15 protein-coding genes are annotated in these 17,778 nt (G+C 37.2%); all 15 read left to right on the top strand.

Features of this window, described 5'->3' with window-relative positions; translation table 11 throughout:
• Positions 1-94 precede the first annotated feature (94 nt).
• Positions 95-1,066: a glycosyltransferase family 2 protein gene (locus BLP46_RS04400; RefSeq protein ID WP_092976221.1), complete on the top strand. Its 972-nt coding sequence runs from the start codon at positions 95-97 to the stop codon at positions 1,064-1,066.
• Positions 1,067-1,093: 27 nt separating this feature from the next.
• On the top strand, positions 1,094-1,882 hold the full coding sequence (locus BLP46_RS04395) for a 6-hydroxymethylpterin diphosphokinase MptE-like protein (protein WP_092976218.1): 789 nt from the start codon (positions 1,094-1,096) through the stop codon (positions 1,880-1,882).
• Positions 1,882-2,619: a 3-deoxy-manno-octulosonate cytidylyltransferase gene (locus BLP46_RS04390; RefSeq protein ID WP_092976215.1), complete on the top strand. Its 738-nt coding sequence runs from the start codon at positions 1,882-1,884 to the stop codon at positions 2,617-2,619. Before BLP46_RS04395 ends, BLP46_RS04390 begins: the two co-directional genes overlap by 1 nt.
• Positions 2,620-2,642: 23 nt before the next feature.
• A complete protein-coding gene (locus BLP46_RS04385; protein WP_092976210.1) occupies positions 2,643-4,268 on the top strand; it encodes an aldolase catalytic domain-containing protein in 1,626 nt (541 codons plus the stop codon).
• On the top strand, positions 4,261-4,752 hold the full coding sequence (locus BLP46_RS04380; protein ID WP_092976207.1) for a KdsC family phosphatase: 492 nt from the start codon (positions 4,261-4,263) through the stop codon (positions 4,750-4,752). The genes BLP46_RS04385 and BLP46_RS04380 overlap by 8 nt, the downstream gene beginning before the upstream one ends.
• A gap of 18 nt (positions 4,753-4,770) precedes the next feature.
• Entirely contained in the window at positions 4,771-5,856 is a 1,086-nt protein-coding gene (locus BLP46_RS04375) for an acyltransferase family protein (RefSeq protein WP_092976204.1), read from the top strand.
• A gap of 366 nt (positions 5,857-6,222) precedes the next feature.
• Entirely contained in the window at positions 6,223-8,091 is a 1,869-nt protein-coding gene (locus tag BLP46_RS04370) for a polysaccharide biosynthesis protein (RefSeq protein WP_092976201.1), read from the top strand.
• A gap of 29 nt (positions 8,092-8,120) precedes the next feature.
• Positions 8,121-9,950: a glutamine--fructose-6-phosphate transaminase (isomerizing) gene (glmS, locus tag BLP46_RS04365; protein ID WP_092976198.1), complete on the top strand. Its 1,830-nt coding sequence runs from the start codon at positions 8,121-8,123 to the stop codon at positions 9,948-9,950.
• 128 nt (positions 9,951-10,078) lie between these two features.
• Positions 10,079-10,966 carry a glucose-1-phosphate thymidylyltransferase RfbA gene (gene rfbA, locus BLP46_RS04360; protein ID WP_092976195.1) on the top strand — a complete coding sequence of 296 codons (888 nt, stop codon included), beginning with the start codon at positions 10,079-10,081 and terminating at the stop codon, positions 10,964-10,966.
• 12 nt (positions 10,967-10,978) lie between these two features.
• A complete protein-coding gene (gene rfbB / locus BLP46_RS04355; RefSeq protein ID WP_092976192.1) occupies positions 10,979-11,998 on the top strand; it encodes a dTDP-glucose 4,6-dehydratase in 1,020 nt (339 codons plus the stop codon).
• A 17-nt stretch (positions 11,999-12,015) separates the two neighbouring features.
• Positions 12,016-13,038 carry a hypothetical protein gene (locus tag BLP46_RS04350; protein WP_092976189.1) on the top strand — a complete coding sequence of 341 codons (1,023 nt, stop codon included), beginning with the start codon at positions 12,016-12,018 and terminating at the stop codon, positions 13,036-13,038.
• Between the two features lie 135 nt (positions 13,039-13,173).
• Complete coding sequence (gene rfbD, locus BLP46_RS04345; protein ID WP_092976186.1) at positions 13,174-14,043, top strand: dTDP-4-dehydrorhamnose reductase; 870 nt, start codon at positions 13,174-13,176, stop codon at positions 14,041-14,043.
• Between the two features lie 2 nt (positions 14,044-14,045).
• Positions 14,046-14,597, top strand: a complete 552-nt coding sequence (gene rfbC, locus BLP46_RS04340) for a dTDP-4-dehydrorhamnose 3,5-epimerase (RefSeq protein WP_092976183.1) — start codon at positions 14,046-14,048, stop codon at positions 14,595-14,597.
• Positions 14,598-14,944: 347 nt separating this feature from the next.
• Entirely contained in the window at positions 14,945-16,351 is a 1,407-nt protein-coding gene (locus BLP46_RS04335; protein ID WP_092976180.1) for an MBOAT family O-acyltransferase, read from the top strand.
• Positions 16,352-16,359: 8 nt separating this feature from the next.
• Entirely contained in the window at positions 16,360-17,556 is a 1,197-nt protein-coding gene (locus BLP46_RS04330; protein ID WP_092976177.1) for a DHHW family protein, read from the top strand.
• Positions 17,557-17,778: the final 222 nt, after the last annotated feature.

The following is a 17,778-nucleotide window of genomic DNA, read 5'->3' as shown; positions in this document are numbered from 1 at the left end:
AAAGTAAAGATTGATTTAGCCGATTTTTTAAATAAAATGAGTATATTGTATTTATTTTGATATAGTACAGCTAATCAGAAAGGAATGTCTATAAATGGTTAATGTTTCTGTAATTGTACCGGTGTATAATGCTGAAAAACTGCTGGCAAGATGTGTTGACAGTATTCTTAATCAAACGTATACAGATTATGAAATAATATTGGTTGACGACGGTTCAACTGATAAATCTCCGGAAATCTGTGATACTTATGCCAAAAATCATGCAAACATAAGGTGTATTCACAAGCCAAACGGAGGAATAAGTGATGCCAGAAACAAGGGCATAGATATTGCACAGGGAAAATACCTTATGTTTTGTGACAACGACGATTATGTTGAACCGCATTGGATGCAAACTTTGGTTACATACATAGAAAAATATCCGGACAGTTTGGTTAATTGCCAATATACGATTGTTGATGTTGACGGAAACAAAGATTTAGTAAAGATTCCCGGATATGATGAAGTTACAGAAGTTCCTATATCTGAATACTATATTTTTTATAAGTATAATTACTCACCGAACAATTGGATTAGAATTTTTCCAATGGAAAAAATCAAGAAATATAATATCAGATTCAAAAAAATTCCTCATTTGATTGGCGAGGATGTTCCCTTTAATATTGATTTTATGAAGTATTGCAAAAGTTTGGTGTATATTCCTGTAAACGGATATTATTGGGTAGATAACGGCGGAAGTGAGTCAAGAAATTATAATCCTGACAGATATAACAGCATTAAGGTTTTATACAATTACCGCAAACCGTATATTTCTGAAAAGTATATGCAGGAATATTATAATGAATATTTCTTCAGATTTTATAACTGCTTGAAATATGTTATGAGTGATAATAATTCTGAGTCAAAAAAGGATAAGATTAAAAGATGTAACGCTATATTACATGATGAAAGCTTTATTGAAGTATTAAATAAATGTGATGAAGCAACTTGCAATAAAAAGCTTAAGCTGCTTTTGAGTTTTAAGAATTATCGTCTTGTTTTATTATACAACAGGATATATAAGTAAAATTTTATTTGGACAAGAAGGGACAATATGATACATCCTATAAAATCTTTAGAGGCAAGGCACCAAAACTATTTATCCGGGCATTTTGCCAAGAGCAAATACGGCAAAGCAATTGCTGCCCTAAAGGGAATTCATAACGGCGAAAGCTGTTTCATTATCGGTAACGGACCAAGCTTGCGTGCGGAAGATTTGACTATCCTGAAAAATAATAACGTTATAACTTTTGGTGCAAACAGAATTTATAATATGTTTGGCAAAACGGATTGGCGTCCTACTTACTATGCGTGCGAGGATGAATTTATTTGTGAGGACATAAAAGACAAAATAGAAGAATTTCCGATAAAGTATAAATTTATTCCGATACAGCTAAATTGGTATAAGAATATAAAATTAAATTTTGTTACCTATTATAATTCAAAAGTTCCGACCTCTGACGAAAAGGCTTCAGACGATATGGCGGAGTTTTCTATACTCAACGGTACGGTAACAGGTTTCTTTATTCAAATGGCTGTTTATATGGGATTTAAAAACATCTATCTTATCGGTGTGGACCATAATTTCAGTCGTATGACAGATAAAAACGGTAATCTTATTGTTGATAATAATGTAAAAGACCATTTTGGCAACCAAAAAAATGCCGATGAAAACACAAAGGGCATATATAATATTGATTATGCCACACAAACATATATTGACTTAAAAAGATTTTGTGATAAAAAAGGCGTCAAAGTATTTAATGCAACACGCGGAGGAAAACTTGAAGTTTATCCAAGAGTTGATTTTGACAGCTTATTTAACAAGGAGGAGCAAAAATAATGAAAGATTTAAAAATTTTAGGCGTAATACCGTCCAGATACGGTTCAACAAGATTTCCGGCAAAGCCTCTTTCGGATATTTGCGGCAAACCTATGGTTTGGTATGTGTATCAGCAGGCCAAAAAGGTTAAAGGCTTGAGCGACGTTGTTGTTGCCACAGATGATGAGAGAATTGTTGACGTTTGCAAAAAGTACGATATGAATGTTATTATGACGTCAAACCGGCACAAGACTCCGAACGACCGTGTGTGGGAAGTATCTACAAAAATAGACGCAGATATTTATGTTTGCATTAACGGCGATGAGCCGCTTATTGAGCCTAAGGTAATCGAAAGGTCGTTCCCTGAGGAGGGAGATGAATTGGAATATTTCTATTCCAATGTTATCACTACCATTGAAAATCCTGTTGAGGTTGTTGACCCTACAAACATTAAAGCTGTTGTTAATGCAAAGGGTGACGCAATGTGGGCTTCGAGAAGTCCGATTCCGTTTCCAAAGGGAAGTATGCAGTTTAAATACAAAAAGATTGTCGGTGTAGCTGCTTTTTCAAAAAAAGCTTTGCAGTTTTATGTTGATACTCCAAGAAGCCAGCTTGAATTTGCAGAAGAGCTTGACTTGTACAGATTTTTGGAAAACGGCAAGACCGTTAAACTAAAAGAAATTGAGTGCCACACATTGTCGGTAGACACTCCTAAGGATTTGGAAAAGGTAAGAGAAGTTATTGCAAGCAGAAAATAATATGGAATGTTGGGGGCTAATTTATGAATCATGCAATGTTGCTTGACTGCACGCTTCGTGACGGAGCATATTTGATTGATAAAAAATTCGGAAGGAATGCAATAAACGGCATAATAGCAGGCTTGATGGATTCCGGTGTTGATTTGATTGAAATAGGTTTTTTGCAGAATGAAGGATTTGGAGAAGGCAAGACCGTTTACAAAAACTCAAAAGACGCCGAAGAATATGTTCCGAATGATAAAAAAGATACTTTATTTACCGTACTCGCCGATTATAGCAGATATTCTATTGATAATTTGGACGACTATACAGGTAAATCTTTTGACGCAGTCAGAGCTTGCTTTTTCAAAAAAGAAAGGTATGACGTAATTGACTTTTGTAAGTCGATAAAGGCAAAAGGTTATAAGCTGTTTGTACAGCCTGTTGATATTTTGGGTTACTCGGACAGTGAATTAATTGAGTTTATAAATATGATAAACACATTGGAGCCGTATTGCCTGTCAATTGTAGATACCTTTGGTTCTATGTACATTGATGATTTGCAGCGTGTATTCAGCCTTATAGACCATAATTTAATAGGCTCGTGTAAAATCGGCTTCCATTCTCACAACAATATGCAGATGTCAAGCGCACTGTCGCAGGAATTTGTCAGAATGTCTTTTGGAAAGCGCAAAGTAGTTGTTGACGCAACGCTTTCGGGAATGGGCAGGGGTGCCGGAAACACTCCGCTTGAGCTTATAGCGCAGTATATGGTTACAAAATATAATTATAACTATGATATGGACGCAATTCTTGACGTGATTGACGGATATATGGACAATATCCGTTCAAAGTGTGCATGGGGTTATGATACAAACTATTTCATTGCCGGTACTTACAGTGCTCATGTTAATAATATTGCATACCTTAAGAACAAAAGCAGCATCAGATATAAGGATATAAGATATATTCTCAATAAAATCGGTGCGCAGCCAAGAAAAAGGTATAATTATGACTTGCTTGACAGTACATATATGAATTATATAAATTCCGATATAGATGATTCTGAGGTTGTTGCAAGGTTAAAAAGTGAACTTGGCAACAGAAATATATTGGTTATTGCCCCGGGCAAAACCGCAACTGCCGAGGTTGACAGAATAATTGAGTATAAAAATAAGAATAATGCAATTGTCATTACTGTGAACTTTATGTATGATGCGGTAGCCTCAGATTATATGTACTTTAGCAATGTTAAGCGTTATCAGTATTGGAAGAGCGACAGGAAATTTGACAGCGTTAAAAAGATTATTACATCTAATATAACAAATAAACCGGAGCCGAACGAACTTGTTGTTTCATTTGTGGACTTGGTAAAGTGCGGTTGGGAGTGCCTTGACAACTCAACAATACTCTTGTTGAGACTTTTGGACAAGCTTGATGTCAACAGTATTGCAATTGCCGGTTTTGACGGTTATGATATTGCAAAGCCTAACTATGCTGTTGAAGAGCTTGAACTTTCCAATGTAAGGGACACAGAAAAAAGTATTCTGCTTAATAAAGAAATCCGTGAGATGCTGACAGACTACATTGAACTGAGAAAGAGCAACTGCAAAATAAAGTTCATTACCGATTCAAGGTTTGCCGATATAATAGGTGATAACAATGAATAAAGTGAAATTCCTGTTCCTTGATGTGGACGGCACGCTGACGGACGGTAAGATATATATGTCGGACAGTGGCGAACTTTTTAAGGCATTTGATATTAAAGATGGCTGCGGCATAAAAGATATTCTGCCTACTCTTGAAATTATTCCAGTAATAATCACTGCAAGAAGTTCAAAGATACTTCAGAACAGATGTGAAGAACTCAATATTACTCGCTGTTATCAGGGAATAAGGGATAAGACAGGAAAAATGATTGAGGTTATGACAGAATACGGCTGCAAGCCTGACGGCAGCGGAATATATTCCGAGGCTGCGTATATGGGTGATGATATTCTTGATATCCCACCTATGATGATTTGTGGGGTAAGGGCTTGCCCTGCCGACGCTGTTGATGAAGTAAAGAAAATTTGCAGTTTTGTTTCTTCAAAAGACGGAGGCAATGGCGCAGTCAGAGATTTTATCGAGTATATTAAGAGTGAATCAAATTGATTTTGGGTGGAATTTGATATGAGTTTAGCGGGTGCTTTTACGAATGCATACCTTATTATTGGGGCTTCGTTGCTGATACTTCTGGTTTTTTCTGTTCTAGGGGTACGAAAAAATTGTTCTACTGTTAATAGCAGCAACAACTTTTTTTCAAAGGATCAAACAAACTGGCTTAGAGGAATTGCAATTGTCCTAATAATGTATGCTCATTATTATACCGAACTGGGTTCGGCTAAATTAGGCGGAGTTATTTCCCAAATTTCCAATGTCGGATTTTTGGGAGTTGCGATTTTTCTCTTGTTATCCGGATATGCAATTATGATATCCAAGTTGAACAAACCGAATTATTTAAAAAATTATATACCTAACAGGTTAATTCGTTTGTATATTCCGTTTTTTATAACTTTTATACTTGTCTGCATCGCAGATGTTTTGATGGGCGAACAAATTACAGGGCAAAACATTTTGGGTGCTTTGATTTTATCATTACCAAATACTATTAATTGGTATTTGAAAGTTCAGCTCGGTCTTTATATTCTTTTCTTTGTATTTGCGTTATTGTTTAAGGATAACAGAAAACTTGTTATTGCTCTTTATTGCTCATGTTTTGTATATATGGCAATTTGCATATTTGCAAAAGTTGAAAACTATTGGTTTGAAAGCTGTTATATGTTCCCGCTTGGTATGTCAATTGCAATGCATAAGGATAAATTGTTTGCAATTTTAAGAAAGAAAAAGTGGCTGACGTTAATTGCTTCATTTTTGTTCGTTTTTGTTTCATATGCTCCGTATTATTTGCGCGGAGGACTGTGGTTTGAAATTTTACATATTTTTGGATTCACCCAGTTCTTTATTTGCCTTTGCGCAGTTACAAACGGCTCTTCCAAGGTTTTGAAATATTTGGGTACCATTTCGCTTGAACTTTACTTGGTGCATCAAGTACCTATTAAAATGATTTCGTATTTCGGTATTAACAATAATTTCCTTGGGTATGTAGTGCTGATTGCGGTTTCGGTGCCGCTTGCCGTTTTGATAAATAAAGTCTGCACGCCTATTATGAATTTTATAAAACAGAAAATGTTAAAATCCAATAAAAACAATATCTGATAGTTATATATTGCTATTTTGCAGTATTGCAAAACTGTCTGTATTGGGCTTTTTAGTAATATAAACAATTTTACAAAGTGCTGAGTTGCTTTTGTTAAAATTGTTTAGTTGCTTTTATAGGCAAACATTTAGGTTCAAAGTATTAATACATGGATAGATGATTTAGTGATTTTTTAGCACAGCAAAAATAAATATCGACTAATATGCGGATTGTATGTGATTTTTATATAATACAGATAAATTGCAGAGATACTCTTGTTTGACATATAACCGTAAATAAGATATAATTACATTAGAATGTATACGTATATTTTTTAGAGACTGTATTTTATTTTTTAGCTTAGAAAATGAAAAGAGAAAAGGATAATGAGAAAATTTAATTATCGCAAGATTGTTCTTGCCCTTGCGGATATTTTTATTATAGTAGTCAGTGGTATTGTACTTAATTATATCCTTTCACTTATCGGAGTAATCGGCTCAGAAGCAAGCAGAGGTTTGTTGCTGTATATTACGGTTAATCTTATAACCTGTATTCTGGCCATGTTTATTTGTGGTTCTTATTCAAGGTTTTGGCGATACTTTAACATAAAGGACTATGTGACTTGCGGTATTGCAATGCTTATTGGCTTTGCAATAGCGTATTTATTGTTATATGCTTCCGGAAATGCCCCGAGAAGAATTTTTGATTTTTTATATTTTCTGTTTGCAACATTTGGCGTCCTTGCATTTCGCTTTATATTTAAGAGAGCTTTTTTGGACCTTACCGAGGCAGGAAGAACCGAAAAATATGAGCGAACCCTTATTGTCGGTGCCGGCAGAGCGGGAAGAATGATTCTTACGGAAATTCAGAATGCCGAACATGACCCGAATAATCCAATCGGCAATATATTGCCGGTCTGTTTGGTTGACGATGATTTAACAAAACTTCGCAATAAGATAAATGGGGTAGAGGTCGTAGGAACCTGCCCGGAGATTCCGAAAATATGTGCAGATTATCAAGTTGATAATATTATTGTTGCTTTGCCGTCTTGCGAAGGTGAAGCAAAGCGTAAAATACTTGACTATTGTTCGGCAACAGAATGTAAAATTAAGGTAATACCTTATCTCAGCGAGTTGCTTTTTGATGATAAAAATACAAAACTTATTACTCAGGCTAAGGAAATAAAAATTGAAGACCTGCTCGGAAGAAAGCCGATTGAGTTTGATAAAGAGGGTATTCGCAAATTTGTAACCGGCAAAGTCTGTATGGTAACGGGCGGCGGCGGTTCTATCGGCAGCGAACTTGTAAGACAGATTGCAAAATACGAACCTAAACAGATAGTCATAGTAGATATATACGAAAACAATGCGTATGATATACAGCAGGAGCTTGTGCTTGAATACGGCTCAAAGCTCAATCTTGTAACGTTGATTTCATCTGTTAGAGACTATGATAAAATGGATGCTATATTCAAGAAATATCGTCCGCAAATAGTGTTTCACGCTGCGGCGCATAAGCACGTTCCGCTTATGGAAACAGTTCCCGAAGAAGCTGTAAAAAACAACATTTTCGGAACATTTAATGTTGCGACTCTTGCTGAATTTTATAAGGTTGACAAGTTCGTTATGATTTCCACGGACAAGGCTGTTAACCCGACAAATGTTATGGGAGCCACAAAGAGGGCTTGTGAGATGATTATTCAGTATAAAGCCCAGACAAGCACCCATACCGAATTTGTTACAACACGTTTTGGCAACGTGCTTGGCTCAAACGGTTCGGTTATTCCGTTGTTTAGAAGACAAATTGAGAGCGGTTCTCCCGTAACTGTTACTCACCCGGATATAATAAGATATTTTATGACTATTCCCGAGGCAGTGTCTCTTGTGCTTGAGGCGGGAGCAATGGCAAAGGGCGGCGAGATTTTTGTGCTTGATATGGGGGCACCTGTAAAAATCACAACTCTTGCCGAAAATCTTATCAGAATGTACGGCAAGGTTCCGTACAAGGATGTTCCGATTGTGTTTACAGGACTTCGTCCCGGGGAAAAACTTTTTGAGGAACTTCTTATGGACGAAGAAGGTCTAAAATCAACCGCAAACAATAAAATATATATTGGTAACCAAATTAACATAAATTCTGATGAAATGCTTAATAAGCTCGGAGCACTACGCGAGGCTTCACAGGCTAATGACAGCGAAAGAACCGTTGAACTGTTGAGTGATTTGGTACCGACTTTCAATCATAAAACTAATTAGGCGTATTTGAACTGAAAAGGAGCAAAATTATGTGTGGTATAGTTGGATATGTAGGTCCAAGAGATTGCAGCGATGTACTTGTAAGCGCACTTACAAAGCTTGAATACAGAGGCTATGATTCAGCCGGAATAGCTGTTTTTGAAAACAATGAAATTAAAACCGTTAAGACGCAGGGAAGGCTTAAAGACCTTGAAGATAAGCTGAAAAAGGTCGGTAAACCCGAAGGTCACGTCGGTATAGGTCATACAAGATGGGCTACACACGGCGAGCCGTCGGATGTTAATTCTCATCCGCACAGCGGTGCAAGAGTAACCATTGTTCACAATGGTATTATTGAGAATTACATAGAGCTTAAGGAGTTTCTTGTTGCTCAGGGAAGAACATTTCTAAGCGAAACAGATACTGAGGTTGTGGCTCAGCTTCTTGATTATAAATACAACGGAAACCCACTTGAAACTATTGACAGCGTTCTTGCCGAGCTTAAGGGTTCGTTTGCGCTTGGAATTATGTTCAAGGATTTTCCTGATAAAGTTTTTGCTGTGCGCAGAGAAAGTCCGCTTATCGTAGGCGTAGCTGACGGAGAAAGCTTTATAGCTTCTGACGTTCCGGCAATTTTGCAATATACAAGGGATTATTATCTGCTTGACCACGACGAAATTGCAACTCTTTCGAGCGACGGCGTAAGTTTTGTTGACGAGCACTTACAGCCAATTGAAAAAGAGCTCAAAACTGCCGATTGGGATATGGAAGCTGCCGAAAAGGGCGGTTATCCCCACTTTATGATTAAAGAAATCAACGAGCAGCCGACTGCTATAAAAACAACAATTATGCCGCGTATCCGCAACGGATTGCCTTGTCTTGAGGAGTGCGGAATCACGCTTGAAAAGCTCAGAGAATTTAAGAATATCACAATTGTTGCCTGCGGAACGGCAATGCACACAGGAATGGTTGGCAAATATGTAATTGAGGACTTGGCTCGTATACCTGTAACGGTTGATATTGCTTCCGAATATCGTTACAGAAATCCGATTGTTTCGGAGGGCGACCTTGTAATAATAATTTCACAGTCGGGTGAAACCGCCGACAGCCTTGCCGCTATGCGCCTTGCAAAGCAAAAGGGTGCCACAACACTTGCGATTGTTAATGCAAAGGGCAGCTCCATTGCACGTGAAGCAGATATGCTCATATATACTCTTGCAGGACCCGAAATTGCTGTTGCTTCAACAAAGGCATACATCACTCAGCTTTCGGTTGTGTATCTGTTTGCGTTTGAATTGGCTCTTGCCAAGGACTGTGTAAGCGAGGCGGAGTGCAGACGACTTGTTTCGGCTCTCACCAAGATGCCCGAAGCAGTTCAGTACGTTATTGATAATTGCGAAGAAAAGTGCAAGTATATTGCAACAAAGCTTGTTACGGCAGACAGCCTGCTTTATATAGGCAGAGGTCTTGACTACGCACTTTCAATGGAAGGCTCATTAAAATTAAAAGAAGTTTCGTATATCCATTCGGAAAGTTATGCGGCAGGTGAGTTGAAGCACGGCACAATTTCCCTTATTGAGGACGGTATGCCCGTTATTTCGGTTGCAACACAGACAGATGTTATTCCAAAGACAATCAGCAATATTGTTGAGGTTAAATCAAGAGGGGCAAAGATTATCCTTGTTTGCACAGATGCATGTGCAAGGGGCTTAAAGGACGGAGTAGCGGATTATGTAATTGAAATTCCTCATTCCGAGGAGCTTCTTATGCCGATAACCGCGGTGGTTCCGTTACAAATTTTGGCTTATTATACAGCCATTAACAGAGGAAACGACCCGGATAAGCCAAGAAATCTTGCAAAGTCTGTAACGGTTGAATAATATCTTGGTGTGATATTATTGTTTATAAAATTTATTTAGGAATGGTTGGGCGATTATTCTCTCCGGCAAAAACGGAGAGAATAATTTAAATTACTGATTTACAAATCTTATATTTGAGGGTTAGAAAAATGAAAGGCATAATTTTAGCAGGCGGAGCCGGTACCAGACTTTATCCGCTTACAATGGTGACTTCAAAGCAACTTTTGCCGGTATATGATAAGCCGATGATTTTTTATCCGCTTTCTACGCTTATGCTTGCCGGAATAAAGGACATTTTAATAATATCAACTCCGAGCGACACCCCAAGATTTAAGAGCTTGCTTGGCAATGGAGAACAGTTCGGACTTAATCTGAGCTATGTTGTACAGCCTTCTCCGGACGGACTTGCACAGGCTTTTATTTTGGGAAAAGAGTTTATTGGCGACGACGCCTGTGCCATGGTGCTGGGAGATAATATTTTTTACGGCAACGGTTTTTCAAAGGCGCTGAGAGAAGCTGTACATAATGCGGAGAATAATAACAGAGCAACTGTGTTTGGCTACTATGTCAACGATCCCGAGAGATTTGGAATAGTAGAATTTGATGAGGACGGAAAAGTGGTTTCGATTGAGGAAAAGCCGCAGGAACCAAAATCAAATTATGCGGTTACAGGGTTGTATTTTTATCCGTCGGGTGTTTCTAAGATGGCTGAATCGGTAAGACCGTCTGAAAGAGGAGAACTTGAAATTACCACGCTTAATGATATGTATTTGCAGGATAAAAAACTTGATGTTCAGCTTTTAGGCCGCGGATTTGCTTGGCTTGATACAGGTACGGTGGACAGCCTTGTTGACGCGGCTGATTTTGTGCGTATGATTGAAAAACGGCAGGGAATCAAAATTTCTGCGCCCGAAGAGATTGCGTATAAAAACGGTTGGATTACAAAAAAACAGCTTTTAGAAAGTGCACAACAATACGGAAAAAGCCCTTACGGCAAACACTTGAGAAAAGTTGCAGACAATAAGCTAATATATTGAGGAGGGCTTTTTATGAAGATAATTGTAACAGGCGGAGCCGGATTTATCGGCGGAAATTTTGTATATTACGAATTGAAGAATCATCCCGAAGATGAAATCATTTGCCTTGATAAACTTACATATGCAGGTAACCTTGAAACTCTTGAAGAAGCAATGAAAAATCCTAAATTCAAGTTTGTAAAGGGCGACATTGCAGACAGAAAATTTGTTTATGAGCTTTTTGAATCGGAAAAGCCAGATATAGTAATCAATTTTGCAGCAGAAAGCCATGTTGACCGTTCAATTGAAGATCCCGAGATTTTTTTGAAGACAAACGTTATGGGAACCCAGGTTCTTATGGACGCTTGCAGAAAATACGGAATTACAAGGTATCACCAGGTTTCTACCGATGAGGTATACGGTGATTTGCCTCTTGACAGACCTGATTTATTCTTTAATGAAGATACACCGATTCACACTTCAAGTCCTTACTCAGCTTCAAAGGCAAGCGCAGATTTGTTGGTGCTTGCGTATTACAGAACGTATAAGCTGCCGGTTACAATCACAAGATGCAGCAATAACTACGGACCGTATCATTTCCCCGAGAAACTGATTCCGTTGATGATTGCAAACGCTTTGGCAGACAAGCCTCTGCCTGTTTACGGCAAGGGTGAAAATGTGCGTGATTGGCTGTATGTTGAAGACCATTGCGCGGCAATTGACTTGGTTGCAAGAAAAGGCAAGGTCGGCGAAGTTTATAACGTTGGCGGACACAACGAAAAAACAAACCTTGAGGTTGTTAAAACTATTTTAAAACAGCTCGGAAAGCCTGAGAGCCTTATCACGTTTGTTACCGACCGCCCGGGACACGACAGAAGATATGCCATTGACCCGACCAAGATTCACAATGAACTCGGTTGGTTACCTCAGACTAAATTTGATGACGGAATAAAGAAGACTGTACAATGGTATCTTGACAATCGTAACTGGTGGGAATCTATAATAAGTGGCGAATATAAGAATTACTATGAGAAAATGTATGCCAACAGATAAATAAGGAGGCAATAATTTTGAAAATAGGAAATTTTGTTTCTCGTGTACTTAAGACGATTCCATACGGTTCATTTGTAAAAATGTATCCGTCGTTAAGAAATACACAGTTAGTTGATGTTGCCGACGCAGTGTATTATGAAAGATTTTTTAAGGAGTCTAAGTTAATCAGCAACCCCGAAGGCTGCATAAACAAAGCCCTAAAAAACAAAAAATATATTCTGATAAAAGAGGGACTTTGGAAGTATCAGGTTGTTAATTTTTGCTTTGTAAGAGATATGATATCAAACATCATTTGGTCTCTTGATTGCGGATATATACCAATAGTAGATGTCTATCCTAATGATTCCGATTATTATAGCGATAACGGAAGATTGTGGGATATGTTCTTTAAACAGCCTTTGGGTACAACGGAGTTTGACGCAAAGTCGGCACGGATATGTCCTTTAAAAACTTCATCGATAAAACCGTCAATGTATGATGTTAAGGATACCGACAAGTCGAATTTTTGGGGATATATATTAAAATCTTTTGTAAAGTACAATGATTCTGTTTTAAAGTATTTTGATGAAGAATATAAACAGCTGTTGGAAGATAAAAGTGCAATAGGATGTGTAATCAGAAGCACGGATTATACTAAGACCAAGCCCAAGGGACATCCGAAGCAACCGCCGTTAAAGGACGTGTTTTCCAAGTTACATGAAGTAATGCAAAAATATAATGTTGAGTACATTTATTTAGCAACTGAAGATAAAAATATAGCTGATTGCTTTAAGAAAGAATTTCCCGATAAAATAATTGAAAATAAAAGGCATTATTTTAATGAACTGTTTGATTCCGCAGATTTAAACAGGGTATCACAGGTGCATTTCAGCAGACAAAATGATGACTTCTTGAAAATATTGGAGTATTTTTCATCAATAAATCTTGTCAGCCATTGTGATTACTTGGTTACAGGCTTATGTGGCGGAAGTGAAATGGCAATTTATCGCAACGGCAATCAATATAAATATTCATATGTATTCGACAATGGAGTTTATTAAAGAAAATGTATTAGAATAAAAGTCGGAAAATTGTATAGGATTTATACGGCTGATTTTATCATTCCATACTTTTCTTTATTACTTCTGTAATAGGTATGGGTTAGATTTATTGAGGTTAATTTTTCGGGAGGAAAAATGATAGTATTAGTTACAGGCGTTAAAGGACAGCTTGGTTATGACGTAGTAAAAGAACTGAATAACAGAAATTATACGGTAGTCGGTGTGGATATTGAAGACATGGACATTACCGACTATTCAAGTGTTGAGGGCGTGTTGACAAAGGAAAAGCCCGATGTTGTTGTGCATTGCGCTGCTTGGACGGCAGTTGACCTTGCCGAGGACGAAGAAAACAGAGAAAAAGTTCATCTTGTAAATGCAGTCGGAACCGAGAATATTGCAAAAGTGTGCAAAATGATTGACTGCAAGATGATATATATTTCGACCGATTATGTGTTTGACGGTCAGGGAACACGTCCGTGGGAGCCTGATGACGAAAGAAATCCTCTTAATGTTTACGGACAGACAAAATATGAGGGTGAGCTTGCTGTTGAGAGATGGCTTGACAAGTACTTTATTGTCCGTATTTCTTGGGTGTTTGGAATCAACGGCAAGAATTTTGTTAAAACTATGCTCAATCTCGGAAAAACACACGACAAACTTACGGTTGTTGATGACCAGATAGGTTCGCCTACATATACATATGATTTGGCAAAGCTGCTTGCGGATATGGCAGAAACAGACAAGTACGGCAGATATCACGCAACCAACGAGGGAATTTGCAGTTGGTATGATTTTGCCTGTGAAATTTTCAGACAGGCTTCTAAGTATGATTCGGCATACAAAGACATTGTTGTTTCACCTGTTGACAGCAGCGCATATCCCGCAAAGGCAAAACGCCCGTCAAACAGCAGAATGAGCAAGGATAAATTAACCGAAAACGGTTTTGCAAAGCTTCCGACTTGGCAGGATGCAACCGAAAGATATATTAAGGAATTGGAGCGGTAATTATGGGACAAATCAAAGTAACAAAGCTTGATATTGAGGGTCTTTGCGTTATTGAACCTGCGGTTCACGGTGACAGCAGGGGATATTTTATGGAGACATATAATCAGAACGATATGCACGAAAACGGACTTGATATGGTGTTTGTGCAGGACAATCAGAGTATGAGCACAAAGGGCGTTTTGCGCGGATTGCATTATCAAAAGAAATATCCACAGGGAAAACTCGTTCGTGTAATCAAGGGTTCTGTTTTTGACGTGGCTGTTGATTTACGCAAAAACAGCAAAACTTTCGGCAAATGGTTCGGTATTGAACTTACGGAAGAAAACAAAAAGCAGTTTTATATTCCCGAAGGCTTTGCTCACGGATTTTTGGTGCTGAGCGATACGGCAGAGTTTTGTTACAAGGTTACCGATTTTTATCATCCCGGAGATGAAGGCGGAATTATGTGGAACGACCCGGCAATCGGCATAGAATGGCCGCTTGACGGAATTGATGAAATCAAACTGTCGGATAAAGACAAGGTGAATCCTGAGTTTGGTTCATTCGTTTTTTAATTTATTATTATAATCAAAGTGCAGATGTTCTCGCTTATAAGGCGGCGAGTGACATTCAGGGTTCAGCGAAATCAGTAATCTTTCACTTAAGCCCTGAGGAGCTAAGGCTCCTTTGCAATGCTTGAAATCGGTTGCAAGCTCTGCTCTTTGCAGAGAAAACAGAGCGTTGCTCCGATTTAATTTTTATTAGGACATAAATAGTCTGATTACTAATCTAAAAACAGGTATTGTTTTTTTAGAATTAAATAGAATTTTGGCTGTGTTGAATTCATCCAGAATATCAACGGCAGCTTTTTATTGAGCTAAAAGGATAATTATTGTTTACATAAATTTTTTGGGGTTAATTTATGCTGTTTTCAAGTACAACATTTTTGTTCTTTTTTCTTCCGATAGTATTAATACTGTATTATACTGTTTGCAGAAAAAGCAGAATGCTGCAAAACGTATTTTTGTTTTTTGCAAGTCTTCTTTTTTATGCGTGGGGAGAACCTATTTTTGTCTTAGTTATGTTATTGTCAATATTTATGAACTATGTGTTTGGATTGGCAATTAATAAATATAAATATAAAAAATCAACGGCTAAGGTGTTTTTGTTTATCACCGCCGTTTTTAATTTGGGCATACTTTTTATATTTAAATATTTGGCGTTTGTAATTGAGAATATTAATAATTTGTCGGGCGCAGATTTTTATGTTCCTCAAATTGCCCTGCCTTTGGGAATATCGTTTTTCACATTCCAGGCAATGTCATATGTAATTGACGTTTACAGGGGAGAGCAGGTTCAGAAAAATCCGCTTAATGTCGGGTTATACATAGCGTTTTTCCCTCAGTTAATTGCAGGCCCGATTGTAAGATATGAGACCGTTGCATATCAAATTCAATGCAGAAAAGAAACTTTTGACGACTTCTCAAGCGGTGTTTGTCGATTCATCATAGGATTATCCAAAAAGGTGTTGCTTGCAAATACATTGGCAATAGTTGCAGACAGTGCTTTTAACAGCGATGACGGCAATATATCAGTTGCCTTTTCATGGCTTGGTGCAATTGCATACACGTTGCAGATATTCTTTGACTTTAGCGGATACAGTGATATGGCAATAGGCCTTGGAAGAATGTTTGGATTTAAGTTTTTGGAAAACTTTGATTATCCTTACATTTCTTCTTCAATAACCGAGTTTTGGCGCAGATGGCATATTTCTCTCGGAACATGGTTCAGAGACTATGTTTATTTTCCGCTGGGCGGCAGCAGAGTAAAACATAAGTCAAGATTGATACTCAATTTGTTTATTGTATGGATGTTGACAGGTATTTGGCATGGTGCCAATTGGACCTTTATACTTTGGGGCTTTATGTACTTTGTGCTTTTAACGTTTGAAAAACTGACAAACCTGCATAAGAGCGGCAAGCTTGTATGGCTTAGACATATCTATACATTGCTGTTTGTTATATTGGGCTGGGTTTTGTTCAGAGCAGACAACGTAACGGAAGCGTTTTCTTATATTGCCGCTATGTTTGGCGGTACAGGAACATTAATAGACAATGAAGCTTTGTTTTTGCTAAAAGAAAATATAGTTTATTTTGTTTTTGCAATCATAATAAGTACGCCTTTATTAAAATCTTTATACTATAAACATTTTCAGGGCAAAAAGGTTGTTTCTGTGCTGGTGGTTGTAGTGTTGATGGTTTTATTCCTTGTAAGTGTTACTTATTTGGTAAAGGGAGCATATAATCCGTTTATTTACTTTAATTTCTGAGGTGTAAAGTGAAAAAATTTAAATTTACTTATAAAAATATTATTGCGATTTTGTTTGTTGTTTTTATAATGGTTTCTTTTGTGCTCTCGTTTATTACTGCTCCCACAAAAATTTTAGGCGGCTTGGCAAGAGGTTATTTAAATTCACCTGAAGATACCAATGTGTTGTCAAAAATCGGAAACGGTTTTAAAGACTTTGACAGCAGAATGAGTGAATATTATGTATTTCACGATATTTCAATAAACTCATACGGTGCAGTACAAAATTTAATTGACAAAAAACTGATTGATGACGTTGACCCGGAGTATGAGGTGTTAAAGTTAAACAACGGATACTTAACATTTAAGAATACTTCAGACGAGGACCTCACTAATTTGGGAAATTATCTTATTGATATTAAGTCGGTATGTGATAAAAATAATATTAATTTGATGTATATAAATAAGTTGAGCAAAACTACGGACGATAAAGATTTATTGCCTGCAAATTATCCGTATGCACACAAATCAAACTATGGGGAATTAAAAAAACGTCTTCTGCAAAATAATATTGGCGTGTTGGATATTCAAGATATAGTTGATGAACAGAATATAGATAAATATTGTTTGTTTTTTAAAACCGACCACCATTGGACGCCTAAAACAGGTATTTGGGTAAGTCAGTTGATAACGGAAAAGCTGAACAGTCTATATAATTACAATTTAAATTCAGATTTGTACGATATATCAAACTATAATGTTGAAACACACTATAATGCGTTTTTAGGCTCACAGGGAAAAAGAGTCGGCTATCTTTATGCCGGTGCAGATGATTTGGATGTTATTACTCCAAAGTATGATACCGATATGTCGGTAAAGATTGCCGGCAGCGGAGAAATTTTAAAAGGTACTTTTGAGGATACTATTATTCACAGGGAATGTATTACCCCCGATAATCTGCTTAATAAAGATCAAACTGCATACGATACCTATATGCTGGGCAATCACGATCTGGTTGAGATTAAAAATAACAATATCAATAACGGAAAGAGAGCTTTGTTGATTTTGGATTCCTTTGGATGCGTTGTTGCTCCTTATCTGTCTCAGAATTTTCAGCAGTTGGATTGTATTGATTTGAGAAGTTACACAGGTTCTTTAAAAGATTACATAGAAGAGACCTCTCCCGATGTTGTAATATATATGGCTACCGAATATCAGAAAAACTGATTTATAAATAAAACAGAATAAAGAAACTAAAAAGTTGTCGCTTGTTGATTGGCGGCAACTTTTTGTTGTATTATGCACAAGTATAATCTGACGACGGTTTATACATCTTAAGGCTAATTTGAGATTTGTCTTTTATATAACAAATATTAAAAAACAGGTTCGGCTAAGACAGTTTAATAGTTAAATTTTTGTAATAAAAAACTTGTATTTTATACTCGAATT

It is taken from the genome of Ruminococcus sp. YE282, assembly GCA_900101355.1.
Classification (GTDB): Bacteria; Bacillota; Clostridia; order Oscillospirales; family Acutalibacteraceae; genus Ruminococcoides; species Ruminococcoides bromii_A.
This window is presented reverse-complemented; position numbering and strand designations above follow the sequence as displayed.

Excerpts from the sequence above, each read along its gene's own strand:
- BLP46_RS04395 (WP_092976218.1), top strand. The coding sequence starts at position 1,094 with ATGATACATCCTATAAAATCTTTAGAGGCAAGGCACCAAAACTATTTA.
- rfbB (WP_092976192.1), top strand. The coding sequence starts at position 10,979 with ATGAAGATAATTGTAACAGGCGGAGCCGGATTTATCGGCGGAAATTTT.
- BLP46_RS04380 (WP_092976207.1), top strand. The coding sequence starts at position 4,261 with ATGAATAAAGTGAAATTCCTGTTCCTTGATGTGGACGGCACGCTGACG.
- BLP46_RS04385 (WP_092976210.1), top strand. The coding sequence starts at position 2,643 with ATGAATCATGCAATGTTGCTTGACTGCACGCTTCGTGACGGAGCATAT.
- BLP46_RS04375 (WP_092976204.1), top strand. The coding sequence starts at position 4,771 with ATGAGTTTAGCGGGTGCTTTTACGAATGCATACCTTATTATTGGGGCT.
- rfbC (WP_092976183.1), top strand. The coding sequence starts at position 14,046 with ATGGGACAAATCAAAGTAACAAAGCTTGATATTGAGGGTCTTTGCGTT.
- glmS (WP_092976198.1), top strand. The coding sequence starts at position 8,121 with ATGTGTGGTATAGTTGGATATGTAGGTCCAAGAGATTGCAGCGATGTA.
- rfbA (WP_092976195.1), top strand. The coding sequence starts at position 10,079 with ATGAAAGGCATAATTTTAGCAGGCGGAGCCGGTACCAGACTTTATCCG.
- BLP46_RS04370 (WP_092976201.1), top strand. The coding sequence starts at position 6,223 with ATGAGAAAATTTAATTATCGCAAGATTGTTCTTGCCCTTGCGGATATT.
- BLP46_RS04390 (WP_092976215.1), top strand. The coding sequence starts at position 1,882 with ATGAAAGATTTAAAAATTTTAGGCGTAATACCGTCCAGATACGGTTCA.
- rfbD (WP_092976186.1), top strand. The coding sequence starts at position 13,174 with ATGATAGTATTAGTTACAGGCGTTAAAGGACAGCTTGGTTATGACGTA.
- BLP46_RS04335 (WP_092976180.1), top strand. The coding sequence starts at position 14,945 with ATGCTGTTTTCAAGTACAACATTTTTGTTCTTTTTTCTTCCGATAGTA.
- BLP46_RS04400 (WP_092976221.1), top strand. The coding sequence starts at position 95 with ATGGTTAATGTTTCTGTAATTGTACCGGTGTATAATGCTGAAAAACTG.